At 30.9% G+C, this 14,936-nt stretch carries 9 protein-coding genes; 4 read left to right on the top strand and 5 right to left on the bottom strand.

All coding sequences use genetic code 11. The features are described from left to right. Positions 1-12: 12 nt before the first annotated feature. Positions 13-1,098: a Get3/ArsA fold putative tail anchor-mediating ATPase NosAFP gene (locus tag UCYN_RS04470; protein WP_012954318.1), complete on the top strand. Its 1,086-nt coding sequence runs from the start codon at positions 13-15 to the stop codon at positions 1,096-1,098. A gap of 85 nt (positions 1,099-1,183) precedes the next feature. Here the strand turns inward: UCYN_RS04470 and UCYN_RS04475 are convergent, their stop codons facing one another. After that, on the bottom strand, positions 1,184-1,834 hold the full coding sequence (locus UCYN_RS04475; RefSeq protein WP_012954319.1) for a hypothetical protein: 651 nt from the start codon (positions 1,832-1,834) through the stop codon (positions 1,184-1,186). A gap of 112 nt (positions 1,835-1,946) precedes the next feature. Beyond that, positions 1,947-3,569 carry a peptide chain release factor 3 gene (locus UCYN_RS04480; RefSeq protein ID WP_012954320.1) on the bottom strand — a complete coding sequence of 541 codons (1,623 nt, stop codon included), beginning with the start codon at positions 3,567-3,569 and terminating at the stop codon, positions 1,947-1,949. Between the two features lie 691 nt (positions 3,570-4,260). Here UCYN_RS04480 and UCYN_RS06130 point away from each other — a divergent pair. Further along, entirely contained in the window at positions 4,261-4,416 is a 156-nt protein-coding gene (locus tag UCYN_RS06130) for a helix-turn-helix domain-containing protein (protein ID WP_012954321.1), read from the top strand. 42 nt (positions 4,417-4,458) lie between these two features. Here UCYN_RS06130 and UCYN_RS04485 read toward each other — a convergent pair whose 3' ends face one another. From UCYN_RS04485 to chlP, 3 genes are all read right to left on the bottom strand, one after another. Next, entirely contained in the window at positions 4,459-5,409 is a 951-nt protein-coding gene (locus UCYN_RS04485) for a tyrosine-type recombinase/integrase (RefSeq protein WP_012954322.1), read from the bottom strand. Positions 5,410-5,539: 130 nt separating this feature from the next. Then, positions 5,540-5,989, bottom strand: coding sequence for a double zinc ribbon domain-containing protein (locus UCYN_RS04490; protein ID WP_012954323.1), 450 nt, complete (start codon positions 5,987-5,989; stop codon positions 5,540-5,542). Between the two features lie 324 nt (positions 5,990-6,313). After that, positions 6,314-7,534: a geranylgeranyl reductase gene (gene chlP / locus UCYN_RS04495; RefSeq protein ID WP_012954324.1), complete on the bottom strand. Its 1,221-nt coding sequence runs from the start codon at positions 7,532-7,534 to the stop codon at positions 6,314-6,316. 154 nt (positions 7,535-7,688) lie between these two features. Between chlP and obgE the strand changes: the two genes are divergently transcribed. Together obgE and UCYN_RS04505 are read left to right on the top strand one after the other, a co-directional pair. Continuing rightward, positions 7,689-8,714, top strand: a complete 1,026-nt coding sequence (gene obgE, locus UCYN_RS04500; RefSeq protein ID WP_012954325.1) for a GTPase ObgE — start codon at positions 7,689-7,691, stop codon at positions 8,712-8,714. A 249-nt stretch (positions 8,715-8,963) separates the two neighbouring features. Then, on the top strand, positions 8,964-14,912 hold the full coding sequence (locus tag UCYN_RS04505) for a translocation/assembly module TamB domain-containing protein (protein ID WP_012954326.1): 5,949 nt from the start codon (positions 8,964-8,966) through the stop codon (positions 14,910-14,912). The last annotated feature ends 24 nt before the right edge of the window (positions 14,913-14,936 follow it).

Genomic DNA, 14,936 nt, shown 5'->3' on the forward strand with positions numbered 1-14,936 from the left:
CAACTTCTATTTATGGCTTTAATTTTAACTTTTTTAGGGAAAAGTGCTAGTGGCAGTTCTACTGTAGCTATAGCTACAGCAAAAAAATTAGCAGCTTCTGGATCACGTGTCTTATTAGTATCACAAGATTCAACCCCATCTTTTGATACTTTATTAAATATTCCTGCACAATCTTCCCCGACAGAGATAGAGCCTAATTTTGAATTGGTAAATCTAAAGTCAAGTCAACTTTTATCAGAAATTTGGACTGAATTTAAAGATTTAGAAGCTAAATACTTAAAGCTACCAACTTTTAAAAGTATCTATGAACAAGAATTAGGGATTTTACCAGGCATGGATGAGGCACTAGCACTCAATGCTCTAAGGAAATATTACCAAAGTGGTATTTATGACGTTGTCATTTATGACGGTGGTAATACTTTTCGTACATTACGAATGTTTAGTATTCCGAGTGTCTTGAATTGGTATTTAGAAAGATTTCGTCAAATATTTGCTGAATCTGATCTAGGAAAAACTTTGGTCCCATTTATCCAACCATTGATTAGTACTATTCTAAATACTTCGTGGACTTTGGATGATATCGACAAGGCCTCTAATAACAATATCCTACATGAAGGTAATGCAACCCTAAAGGATAGCAGTCGCATTGCTGCTTATTTAATAACAACTGAAGACAAGGCGGCAGTTGCCGCAGCTAAATATTTTTGGGGTGGAGCATATCAAGTAGGCTTATCTGTTAAAGGTGTAATTGTTAACCAAAGTTCAGGACTACCTATAGACAAACATTTTGATCAGTTAAAATTATTTTCCTTACCTAAAAAGGTTGAAGATAACTGGCAGCCTTTAATAGAAGCTTTACCAGACTTTTTAGATAAATCTCACACTCCTTTATCTATTGATATTGATGTTGCTACTGGTCAAATTAAAATATTTCTACCTGGTTTTGAAAAAAACCAAGTAAAATTAACCCAATCCGTTTCAGAACTTACTGTTGAAGCTGGAGACCAAAGACGTAAGATTTACTTACCTGATCCTTTGGTGGGTAAGGCCGTAAAGTCTGCAAAATTTCAAGATAATTATTTGGTTGTTTCTTTATGATATTTATTTATTAAAGCCATATTTTATGAGGATTTGCTATGCCAATCCTCATAAAATCTAAATATAAAAAATATTAACTTTTTAATTACTTATGTAACGGACAGCCAGTAGTTAAATTATTAAGAAAAGAATCATTATCAAAGTAGTGCTCTACGGAAATAATTTTCAAATCTTCTGTAACTTTAGCAATACTCATGCCTACAACTTCTATTATTTTCCCTGTTGGTTGATAATCTTTATAAGCTCCATTGAACTCACCCCAATGCCTCCATTTAAAAGCAATACTTGGAGGACCAGATAAAACTTCTGTTACTTCCCAAAGAAAACCATTTTTAAAAGCTTTGTGAAATAATTCAACTGATGAATTTAAATCACTAGGATCATATCTCTCACTTTTATCAATGAAAAGGTTATAGGTACCTTGCTCTGCAACATCTTGTGCAGTGTATGCAGGACCTCCATTACTACTCATTTGAAATTTATCAATGACAATTGATAGCCATTGATTAACATCCTCTTTATGAGAAGCCTCCATTTCGAATGTTCTCACTAAATTTTGTGTAATTGCTTCTAATGATTCTGGAGAATGATTATACTGACTTTCTTTTTTTAAAAACTGATCCGTATAAGAATAATCAGGCTTTTCACCACTTCTCCAGCTCACTCCTTCACTATCATTTATAACCGTGTTACGGTCTTGAACCCAGAGGGGCAGTTCAGCTTTATGTACGTTCATAATAAGACTACCTATTCCTTAGAAAATTAAAGCATCTAAATTTATTATAAATATTTACATTCATAATATCCAAAACAAAAAAAGAAAATACCCCTAAAAATCTTTTTTATAATTAACTAGGTTGAAAGCCTGAACCAACAGGAGCAACACTATCTAATTTTAGTTCTGGATGGTCTGTTATTACTTGCTGTAAGGCCCATTTGTTCTTAAATAATAAAACTGGTCTATCCCAACTATCTTTAACTGTAATAGCATTAAAGACTCTATCTATTTTCTCTAAGGCTTTCCATCCATCCTTAACCCAGCGAGCCACCTCAAAAGGTATAGATTCTAGAGTTGTATCTACCCCATATTCACTTAAGATTCTAAACTGTACTACTTCAAATTGTAGTCTTCCTACTGCTGCCAATATAGGGTCACGTTTAAAACCATCAGTAGAATGCATAATTTGAATTGCGCCTTCTTCTTTTAATTCATGAATTCCTTTTTGAAATTGCTTAAATTTAGAAGGGTTTAAATTTTTTAAATAAGAAAAAAATTCTGGAGAAAAGCAGGGAATCCCTTCATATTCTAATTTCTGTCCACTATAAATCGTATCTCCAATTGCGAACATCCCTGGATTATTTAAACCAATAACATCTCCACCAAAAGCTTCTTCAACAGAAGATCTATCTTGAGCAAACAATTTTTGAGGACGAGATAGGCGAATAGTTTTACCAGTTCTTGCATGGTTTACAATCATATCTTTTTGAAACTTTCCCGTACAGACTCTAATGAAAGCTACGCGATCACGATGTTTGGGATCCATATTAGCTTGCAGTTTAAAGATAAAACCACTGAATTCTGGATAAGTTGGATCAACTATTCCAATAGATGAGTTGCGTCCATCAGGCTTTAAAGCATACTTTAAAAAAGCTTCTAGAAATGGTTGTACTCCAAAATTTGTCATGGCTGATCCAAAGAAAACAGGAGTCATGCCTCCTGAGTGAATCTTCTCTAGATCAAAATCATTTCCTAATTCTTCAAGTATCTCTAAACTATCCCTGAACTCTGAGTAAATTTCTGGTTCTATAGAACTTTTTAATTCTTCACTTTCTATTTCAAGATTTTTTACTTCTGCTTGTTGACTTCCATGAGCAGAACGTTTGAATAAGTTTATTACTTTTTGAGAGCGATTATAAACTCCTTTAAAGCTATCACCAGTACCTATTGGCCAATTTACAACGTATGGCTTTAATCCTAATTCTTGTTCAATCTCATCCAATAGCTCTAAAGGATCACGTCCTGGACGATCCATTTTGTTTATAAAAGTAAAAATAGGAAGTTTTCGAAGACGACACACTTCAAAAAGCTTTTTTGTTTGAGTTTCTAATCCTTTTGCGGCATCAATAAGCATTACAGCATTATCAGCAGCTGCAAGAGTACGATAAGTATCTTCGCTAAAATCTTGGTGTCCTGGAGTATCTAGCAAATTAATCTGAAAGCCTTGGTATTTAAACTGTAAAACAGTAGAAGTAATCGAAATACCACGCTGCTTTTCCATCTCCATCCAATCAGAAGTTACTTTACGTTGATCACGTCTTGCTTTTACTGCACCTGCCTGATGTATGGCACCTCCATATAGTAATAACTTTTCAGTAAGTGTGGTTTTGCCTGCATCAGGATGAGAAATAATAGCAAAATTTCTTCTTACTTGAACAGCCTCTTGAATTTCTTGTTGTTTTTCATTAGTCATAGAAAACTTTTCGTACATTGATAATTACTTCTATAAGTTATATCTAATTCTTCATTTATAAAACAGTTTTTATAAATACTGTAGTCTTTCTTATTTTAATACAATCAAAATATTCTTAAAATCTAAAAAATCTTTATAAAGTTTGTAAAGATTTTGCTAAAAATATAATTATCAAGAGTTTGTACCCCACTTTTAATATCGACTTTTTTGTATACTTTGCGCAGGTTTTTATATAGTATTTTAAAATTAGTTTGTTATTGTATTAACTATTTTTCTATCCTCTACAAGATTTATCTATCAAAAAAATATGCTTTTAGTATAACTTTTTTATTAACGTTTTTTCTTCTTTTTTCAGAGTCCACGTAATTAGCTTTAAGACATTATCGGGAGCCTTAGAATTAGGCGTAAAGTATCCTAAGCATTAGCTTTCTTTGATATACAAGTGCAATATATTGATTGTCTATATATTTTTAGTTATTTAAGTACCACAATAAGCCAATTAAGATTGATACATAAATATATTTTTAGATAGACTATTTTTCTTTATATATATTATTTTGAGGTTATATTTTTAAAATTTAGACTGTATTGCTAGGTAATAACACAGTCTAATAACTAGATTTAAATATAGTTATTAGACTATACTTTAATATATATATTAATATTTATAAAAGTAGGTATTTTGAAAAATATGTACCCCAAAGATGGCGAAACCCTAGATGTTTATGTAAAGAGATGTCGCCTTGCTTTAAAACTAACACAATCTGCAATGGCTAGAAAAATTAACATTAATACTCAGAGCTTAGGTAAAATTGAATTTGGATGTAAGGGTAACAATAGTATTTAGCTTTTGTTCTAATGATTTATTTTTTATATTTATACGATATTCTTATAAATCTTGTTCTAGTAGATTACTAAGTTTTAATTGATCCTGGTTGCGATTATCATCGTAAATCATTAAGGTATTTAAATTCTTATGTCGCGATAATTTTTGCACTTTTCTGACATTTCCATTACTTTTATCTAAGGCAGTGGTAATTGATGAATGTCGAATTCTATGTGGTGAAATGCGTTTTTCAATTCCTGCCTTTTCACAATAACGGCGAACAATTTTGTATATCCCGTCTCCGCTAAGACGATTTCCTATGGATTTCGAGTCTAAAGAAGTAAATAGAGGTGTATATTTTTTGACTTCGTTACCCCGGTATACTAGCCAATACTTAATAGCTTCTACGCATTTAACAGATAAATCTATGGCATGCTTTTCGTTATATCCTTTTCCTTTTATCCATAGTTTACTGTTTGAATAATCGATATCATCTATATCTAATGCACTAATTTCGTTTCTTCGCAGTGCATTAGACCATAACAGCATCAATAAAGCTTTATCTCTTGTTCCTTTTATGGTTTTCAAATCACATACCATTAAAACCTTTTTAAACTCTTCTAAAGTGATTCCAGAAGTATCCCGAAAAGGCTTCGATCTTTCACTACCGACAACATCCTTAAGTGAATATTGGCATAGTCCTAAACGATGTGCTGCACAAACGAAAGATTTGATAACACTGATCTTTCGGTTAATAGTAGATGGAGCTAATTGTTTCTTCCTTAAGTAACCTTTATAAGCTATAAGAGCAGCATTTGCTTGAAAAGGCTTGATACTTAAAAATTCTTTTATCAATTCTTCTGTTACCGTTTTTTGCGACATAGATTCAAAGAAATAACATAAATCTTTCTCATATTCATAACGAGTCATAGGAGATGATTTATCCAGTAGCCAAAGAGTAATTAATCTCTTAATAGATGATGTTTCTTGCTCTATATTTATAAGTTTTAGCATTATCAAGGGTTTTAGTATCAAGTTACTTAAAAGTGGTATCGAAAATTTTTATTTTCGATACCACTTTTTCCAAAATAACACAATTTTAGAAGATAGAACTTCACAGAGCAAAAATGTTAGGCAGAAAAGATCAATATGTTTTTTCTTGCTGCTGATTGTAAGGATGACCACAATAACCGCAAAAACGAAATTTTAGAGACGGTATAGGTTGTTCGCATTGCATACAACGATCTATCAGCGCAGAACCACATAAAAAACAATAGTTTGCGCGTTTGTCTAACCACATAGCTTCTAGACTATGTCCAGGAGACCAGCATTTAGGACAAATCTTGGGAGATTCTTCTGATGTGATTGCAACTCCTCTGCAAATAGAATCAATACAAGTTTCAGAAACATTGAGAATTTCAGCGAGCCCTAGTCTCGTTTTATGATTTAGCTTCTGTGTTTTTCCTGACTCAATTTTACCTAAGCTCTGAGTATTAATGTTAATTTTTCTAGCCATTGCAGATTGTGTTAGTTTTAAAGCAAGGCGACATCTCTTTACATAAACATCTAGGGTTTCGCCATCTTTGGGGTACATATTTTTCAAAATACCTACTTTTATAAATATTAATATATATATTAAAGTATAGTCTAAATAAAAACCTGCGCAAAGTATATAAAAAAGTCGATGTTAAAAGTGGGGTACAAACTTTTGATAATTATATTTTTAACAAAATCTTTACAAACTTTATAAAGATTTTTTAGATTTTAAGAATATTTTGATTGTATTAAAATAAGAAAGACTACAGTATTCGAATACATTAATTACTATCTTTAAAATATAAGTTTTAATATTTCTTGATTTTCAAAGAAATATAATAAATATGAGGATGAAAGTCCTCATATTTATTATTATTATTAATTAAGGAGCTAAAGCATGACCTCGCAGTAAACTGCCAATAGTTTTAGCAGTTAGCTTCATCTGTACTAAAGGATTCATTGGAACAACAGTTTTATACAAATAACTATCAAAAGTCATTCGTTGAGCATTTTTATCAGCACACATCTCGACAAAAGCTTCACGAGATGCATCAGAACGATAAAAAATATGCTGTAATATATCTAAAACTAAATAGGTAGTACCATACTGCTTATCCCAGCGTTTTAAATAAAGCTTTAAATCATCTTCAGTAGGAATGGTTCTACCTGAATTACTGGTTTCAACAATTATTTCAGCACACATACGTGCCGACTTGGCCGCAAAATAAATTCCCTCCCCAGAAGATTTAGTAACAGTTCCTGCTGCATCACCAACTAGAGCGACGCGATTAACAACACGACGTGGTCGAGGATGTTCAGGGATCGGATGTGCTTCAACCTTTATCACTTCACCGCCTTCTAGCCTAGAAAATGCGCGACTGCGAATACCTGCCTGCAGCTTTTTGATCATAGCCTGGTTGTTTTTCATGGTTCCTGTTCCCACAGCCACATGATCATACTTTGGAAATATCCAAGCATAAAAATCAGGGGAAACGTCTTTTCCTACATACATTTCTGCTAAATCTTCATAGCGATTCATCTTATCTTTTGGTAGACGAATACGTTCTTGAAATGCAATAGCGTAATTATAATCTCCTGCATCTATAAATTTGGCGATACGGGAATTTGCACCATCTGCTCCGATAATTACATCAACTTGAAGAGTTTTTTTCTCTCCTAAAGCTTGACCATTTGAGTGATCAGCATAGTAGATAGTATAAGGATCTTGAGAATTTTGAGGAGTATCTAATTGATAAACTGTACCATTTATTAAATTAGCACCTAATTCAACAGCTCTATCGCGCAAAAAACCATCAAGAATTTCTCTACGACACATCCCTATATATTCGTCTTTATTGTCCAAATTTAAGTCGACTTCAATATTTGATGGAGATATCATTTTCATCTTCCGGACTCGCCTATCAATAATTGTAGGTGGAAGCTCAAATTCATCAACCATACATAAAGGAATAGCTCCTCCACAAGGTTTGACGTAGCTCAGATTGCGCTCAAATAAATAAGTTTCGATACCGGCTTTTACCAATGTCTCAGCAGCAGAAGATCCGGCTGGACCTGATCCAACGACAGCAACGCGTAAAACCAAGATTATTCTCCTCACTATCAAATATGGTTACGGCTTGAATCGTATCATAAAAAGAATGATAATAGAGGACAGATAATAATCTTTACAGTGTTAATAAATGTTACCTTATATTAAGTTTATTATTACGTTGAACCATATCTAATAAAAAAACAATATGCAATTTATCGATCGAGCCGAGATTGAAGTAGAAGGAGGAAAAGGTGGTGATGGGATAGTAGCGTTTCGAAGAGAAAAATATGTTCCAGCAGGAGGACCTTCTGGAGGAAATGGAGGTAAAGGTGGCTCAGTTTACTTACAAGCTGCGCAAAATTTACAAACTCTTCTTGATTTCCGATATTCTCATTATTTTAAAGCTGATGGTGGAAGAAGAGGAGGAACAAATAATTGTACAGGAGCTGCAGGAAAAGATAATATTATCCAAGTTCCTTGCGGGAGTGTGATCTATGATCTTGAAACGGAAGAAATACTAGGCGATTTAACTATAGATAAACAAATTATATGTATTGCCCGAGGAGGAAAAGGAGGTTTTGGAAATAAGCACTTTCTTAGCAATCAAAATAGATCTCCTGAACATGCTTTACCTGGATTGGAAGGAGAACATAGATTTTTAAGGTTAGAACTAAAATTACTTGCTGAAGTAGGTATTATAGGATTGCCAAATGCTGGTAAATCAACTCTTATTTCTTCTTTATCTGCTGCTCGTCCAAAAATTGCTGATTATCCTTTTACTACTTTAACTCCTAACTTAGGAGTAGTGAGAAAAACCACAGGAGACGGAACAGTTTTTGCTGATATTCCAGGACTAATTGAAGGAGCTCATGAAGGTATTGGGCTAGGTTATGAATTTTTAAGACATATTGAAAGAACCAGCTTATTACTTCATTTGATAGACATTACTGCTGATGATCCTCTGAAAAACTATCAAATCATTCAAGATGAATTAAAAGCTTATGGAAAAGGAATTAGTGATCGTTTTCAGATAATAGCTTTAAATAAAGCTGATGCATGTGATCAAAACAATATTGATGCAATAACAAAAAAAATGAACAAACTAACTAATGCGCCAATTTTCAATATTTCAGCAGTTACAAAAGCAGGAACCAAAGAGTTATTACACACTATTTGGAATTATTTAGAGTTGGAAAATAGTAAAGAAAAATCTTCTACTTCGTTTTTATAATATTACTATTAATAATTAAATGTAATTAGTGAACTATATCTGTGCTATTTTCAGTTAATGATATTGAGATTTATTATTTTTATAAAAAGTATTGAAATAATTAATTGTTGATTTAAATTATTATATTAAAAATATCTAATACAATAAGATACAAAGATCTACATAAAGCAAACTATTTATCTAAAAGGAATTTAACACAATTTGTGTTAAATTAGTCGTTGTGTTTCTTGCACCTCTGATGAACTGACCATGGCTAAAAGCTCCCTTGAGCCGCTTTCAAAAGTATCTAAATATCAAGCATTAAAATCAAAGTGGGCAGGACTAGTTGGCTTTGTTAGAAAACCTTTTGTTCTATTTTCCACAGGAGTGGTTGTGTCATTAGGGATTTTACTCTATGGAGGAGCCAACTATTTTGTGTATCATAAATTATCATTTATTCTTTCATCTAGATTAAGCAAAATTCTGGAAAGAGATGTCAAGGTTGGATTAATCGAAAATCTTTCTATTAATTCTATTCGAATTGGAAATTTATCTATTTCTGCAACTAAAAATAGTGGAGACTATATTGATATTCAAAACGCTACTATTACTGTAGATTTTTTTACATTTCTTATAAAACAAACTTTAGACGTTAACATTTTTGTCAATAATCCAAATTTTTATGTCAGTCAAGATAAGAAAGAAAAATGGATAGCATTACCAGAATTAAAGTTACAAGAAGAGTTAAATATACCCATTAAGATTAAAACCAATTTTTATTTAAATAATGCTAATGTTTTTATACTTCCTAATAATTTTAAGAAGATAGCAAAATTAAATGTTAACGGAAAATTTTCATACACATATAAATCAAATAATAATCAAAAAATAAACTATTTTGTAAATGTTGGCTTGTTAGGAAGTGAAATTGATATTAAAGGTCTTACGGATATAAAATCTTGGAAAACCAGAACGAAAATCGTAGTTAATAGACTTGAATTAGATAAATTATTTAGTTCAAGTAATAATTTATTTACTCAGCTAAGCAAAGGATTCTTAAACACTGATCTGAATATTTCTCTACCTTCATTAAAAGAGATAGAAAAAATCAAAGGAGCAGGAAAACTAAAAGTTACTAATCTTACATCAACAGTTAAAGAGTTAGAATCCCCAATAAATATATATTTAGGTCTTGAGTTTATTGGGCAAACCCTTAAATTCAACAGAACTAAAATGATATTTGGAAATACCATAACAAAACTTGAAGGTTCTATTAATTTACAAAAAGGTTATGACATTTATATTAATTCCAACTATTCTCTAATCAATAAGTTTCCAGACTTTCTCAATGATGAATCAAAGCCAAAGTTATACGGGAATATAAAAAGCGAAATAAGATTAACCGGCAAAGTTGAAGATCCTATTTTTACGGGAATAATTAAAAATAACAAACCACTATTAATTAAAAATAGTTTTATTGAAAATTTTCAAATTATATTTAAAGCTAATTTAAGAAAGATTAATTTAAAGCGCTTTCAAATTCAAACGAGTGAAGGAGGAGAACTTTTTGCAGCAGGGGAAGCATATATAGACTTTTTAAATCTGATACACGAAAATGAGTTTATAAATTGGCAAAAGATTCCTGTCTTATTAGGTTTACAAATAAATCTTCCGTTTGAAAAAGTTTTAAGTTCTTACCATAAAATATCTGAGGATATTAGATTTGGTGAATTAAAAATTCATGGAGAGTTTAAAGGGAACCTTGGAAATCCCAAAGGGAAAATTATATGGTCTGCTCCTCAAATAGTAAAAATTGCAAAACAACAATTATCTGGAAAAGGGACAATCATTTTTGGTAAAAAAAATATTTTTTTAAAAGATACAGTACTTAATACTGACAAAGGTAATCTTCAAATTAAAGGGATAGGTAATATAAGTAGTAAAAAATGGAGTAATTTAATTGTTGCAAATAACTTTTCTTTTAATCCACTTATAAAATTATCTTGTACTTTGATTGCATGTCCTAAAGATTTAACAAATCAACCTATCGTCTTTCGCAAAGGAACCATTAGATTAACAGGTCAATTAAATAATCTTACTATCAATAGTTTTGAGAGCCTAGAAAAGATACTATTTAGCGTAGGGGAAAGTAGTATATACATTCAAACAAAATTTTCGAAAAAACATATAGCAGGAAATATTTTTATTTCAGATTTATTATTTAATAGGTATTTTTCGCTTTTACCTACCTCTGTAAATCTTGATCGAGGCAACATAAACTTCAGTGGTTCTTTAATAAATTTATCTAATATTAAAATTTCTGATATCAAAAATTTTGATATTAATGGAACTATGCAGATATCTTTACAGAATAACCCTGTGACTACTGATGTAGAAATCAGAAACGGTATTTTAACTTCCTCAATTAAAGCCAACCATCTTTTTTTTAAATCTCATTCTCCTATCTTATCGAATCAGATACAGACTACTAGCAAAGTAAATATTACTGGCAACATAAATTCTTTTATCTCTTCTTTAAGAACTACTCCTAATATTAATAGCTTTAGTGGAAATGCTGATATAGAATTTTTTCTAAACAATAATCCTATCAAGATTACAAGTACTTTAAGCGATGGAACCATAAAAGGAATAGCCCGATTTTCTGATTTCCATTTAGATAATTTCATATCTAACTTGCCTGTTTTAAATCACAAAGTTCAAGGACAAATAGCTATTTCAAGTCGACTACTACCTTTAATAAGAAAAAAACCTGATCTTACCAATACAGAAGCACATATTGATTTGCAATTAACAGCAGGCGAAGGAATTATAAATTCTACAACTCATTTAAAACATAATAGATGGAATTCTAAAATTAATGCATCTCAATTCAATCCAAGATTAATTCTAAATAACATTCTTCCTAAGACATTAAAAACTAATAGCAGTAATTTAAGTGGGCAAGCGATACTTTCTGGTAATATATCAAATCTATTTAATAGAGAAGAGAATTTACGAATTAAAGCCAAAAATATAATAATTCAGTCTCAAGAATATAAACAATCTTTAAATGCAACTGGAGACATTTTTGTTTTTAATATATTTACAAAACCCGATATAAACGCTTATCTTTCTTTAGAAGTAAATTCGATTCTTGACAAAATTCATCTGAATCAATTTTTCCCATCATCTTCTTCTAAAATAAAGTTTTTTGCTAAAGAACTACAATTAAAAGGTAGTGGAAGGTTTAAAGGGACCTTGATTATAAAAAAATTATTAACTGATGTATTCTCTGGAGGAAACCTTCAAATACTAGGAGATTTAATTCTACAAAATTTTGCTATTAATGAAAAATTTTTTGAACCTTTACTAGTAGGTAAAATCAATATTCCTGTGGGGAAAAGTATCTTTGTTGATTTACAAGGTTCTGAAGATATAATTAAAATGTCTTTGCAACCATGTATTAAGTCAAAATGTTCTTTGCCATATCTCCCATCATTTTTTACATTACTTCAGAAATTTGGCTCAGAAGTACCAATGGTTATACAAAGTAAATTAAAAAATGATGATGTAGTTGCTACTATTAAAGCACTTCCGCTTAATATTTTTAATATACCTCCGAGTAAAAACTATAATATATCCAATTACATTTCAGGTGTACTAGACACTGAAATTATTATCAATCCATTTAACTTAGAAGGGAAAGGAAAGTTAAAAATTAAAAACCCTAATACTGATCTTATTGAGACACCACAGTTAGGGGCTGAAATAGTTTATAAAAATAATATTATCAACTTAGAAAATATTACTTTAGGCTTAAGAAAAAGCTTATATCAAGCGCAAGCATCAATTAATTTAATCTCAGAAGATATTAGTGGTGTATTAAGCATTAAAGAGGGACAAATAAAAGATTTATTTGCCATATCAAAAGTTTTTAATATCGAACGTTTACTCGATTTATTACAAGTTAAAACTATTGACAGTCAAAACATAGTAGATCTTTTGCCTGAATCAATAGGGAATGTTGATGCTAATATTGCAGAACAAATCAATTTATTAGCAATAATCGATCAAAATATACGTAATCTAGCTGATAAGAAAGAAAAATGGGGCGTCCCTACTGAACTTGATATTCGTGGAAACTTTGATACAAATATCATATTAGGGGGTAATTTGCACGATCCCAGAGTAGATATCACTTTAACAGGTAAAAAATGGGAATGGCATTCTCGAGAACCTTATCGTGATGTTATAAATCCTTTAGGTTTAATTGTTCGAAGACAATCATTTATTCCTATTGATGAAGTATTAATTAATGCTAAGCTCGCAAATAATATTATCAACATTAATCCTGCTTTTATTCAAATTAATGGTACTAGTCTTGGTTTAGATGGAGAATTTTCTTTACAAGAAATTGATGCTAACTGGCAAATTAACTATCTTTCAGTTGACACTATTAAAAATTTTATAAATATTCCCATAAATGCTACTGGAGCATTAAATGCATCAGGTTCTATTATTGGAGATACTTTCAATCCCCAACTCCAAGGTAATTTTGCATTTGTAGATGCTGCATTTGAAGGACAATCATTAAATTCAACCGTTGAAGGACAATTTAGTTACGAAAATTCTCGATTTCAACTTTTAACTAATGAATCATCAATAATATTTGCATCTGTTAATATTCCGTTCATAAACTATGAAGAAAATAATGAGTTTGATATTAATATTCAACTAGATACTGAGGCACTTCAATTGCTAAGTATCATAACAAACGAACAAATATCTTTAACTAGTGGAGAAGGTCAAATTAATGCACAAGCTACAGGTCAATTAGATGCATCCCAAGGATTATTATTATCAGATTTAAGTATAGGGGGAGCCATTATACTTAATGAAACAATATTTCAGAGCAAAACACTTTCTCAACCACTAACAGTTAGCGGGAAGATCAATATTAATAAACAAATTATTGATGTCAAAGAAATACAAGGTAATTTTGCTGACAGTACCTTAAAAATTAGTGGTATTCTACCTTTATTTAAACCACAAGAAAACTTAAACAATCCTTTAATTATTTCAATTGATAAAGGAGAAATAAAATTAGAGGAATTGTATAAAGGTATAGTAGACGGTGAGTTGACAATAACAGGTGCTGCTATTCAACCAATTATTGGTGGTCAAATAAAATTAATTGATGGGCAAATATTCTTACCAACAAAGGTGGAAGACCAGGAAGAGACTGTTGCTCAAATTAATCAATGGGTAAAGAGAAGATCAAGACAGAATAATGCAAATAGTCAGTTTATTTCCTTTATTCCTGAATTACAGAATTTTCAATTAAGTCTTGAAAATTTATTTATCGAAGTATTACCTTTGTTTAGATTTGATTTTGGTGGCGACGTTATGATAAGTGGTTCATTAACAGACTTTACTTCAGTAAAACCAGAAGGGAAAATTGATGTAAATAGAGGTTTAGTAAATTTCTTAGACACTCGTTTCTTCGTTGAACGAAGAAAAGATAATAAGATTGTCTTTATTCCAGAAAAAGGTTTACTAAATCCTAGTTTAGATATTTCTATGAGAGCTATTGTTTCAGAGGTTCCGGACACGGCTAGAAATTTTCGAACAGGAGATACTACTGAAATTCCTGATGACAGTTTAAGTAAGGTACAAAGGATTGATATTGATTTATCACTTGATGGTCCTTTGTCTCAATTAACTCCAAACTTAGGAAAAGATGCAAATCAAGTTTGCCAAATAAATAATTTACTTAAACCAATCCAAAATACTACTCATCTATCTGAAACAGATTTAGAAACTGCTAGTATTTGCTTACAAGCTATTACAACAAAAGGAACTGTAGGAGAGCAACTATTAAGTAATCCTGTTATTAATTTAACTAGTAATCCTCCACGATCCCAAGGAGAAATTGTTCGTTTATTAGGAGAACAATTTTTAGTTTTAGCAGAAGAATTACAAGATCAGAATACAGAACAATTAGTACAATTTGGTATTGTACAATTAGCTTTACCAATGGTATTTCAAAGTTTTATTTACGATTTAGAGTCATCTGTAAATGAAACTATTAATAGTGCAGATTTTAGAATTGTCCCTTTTTTAGAAACCATATATGAAGTTGAAAACAAAGGTTATGTACGTTTATCTTATGATTATGCTCTTAATGGATTTCGTGTTAGGTATGAAAAGCGTTTTTAAGAAAGTTAATAAACTTTCTTGAAA

The sequence above is a fragment of the Candidatus Atelocyanobacterium thalassa isolate ALOHA genome (assembly GCF_000025125.1).
Classification (GTDB): domain Bacteria; phylum Cyanobacteriota; class Cyanobacteriia; order Cyanobacteriales; family Microcystaceae; genus Atelocyanobacterium; species Atelocyanobacterium thalassae.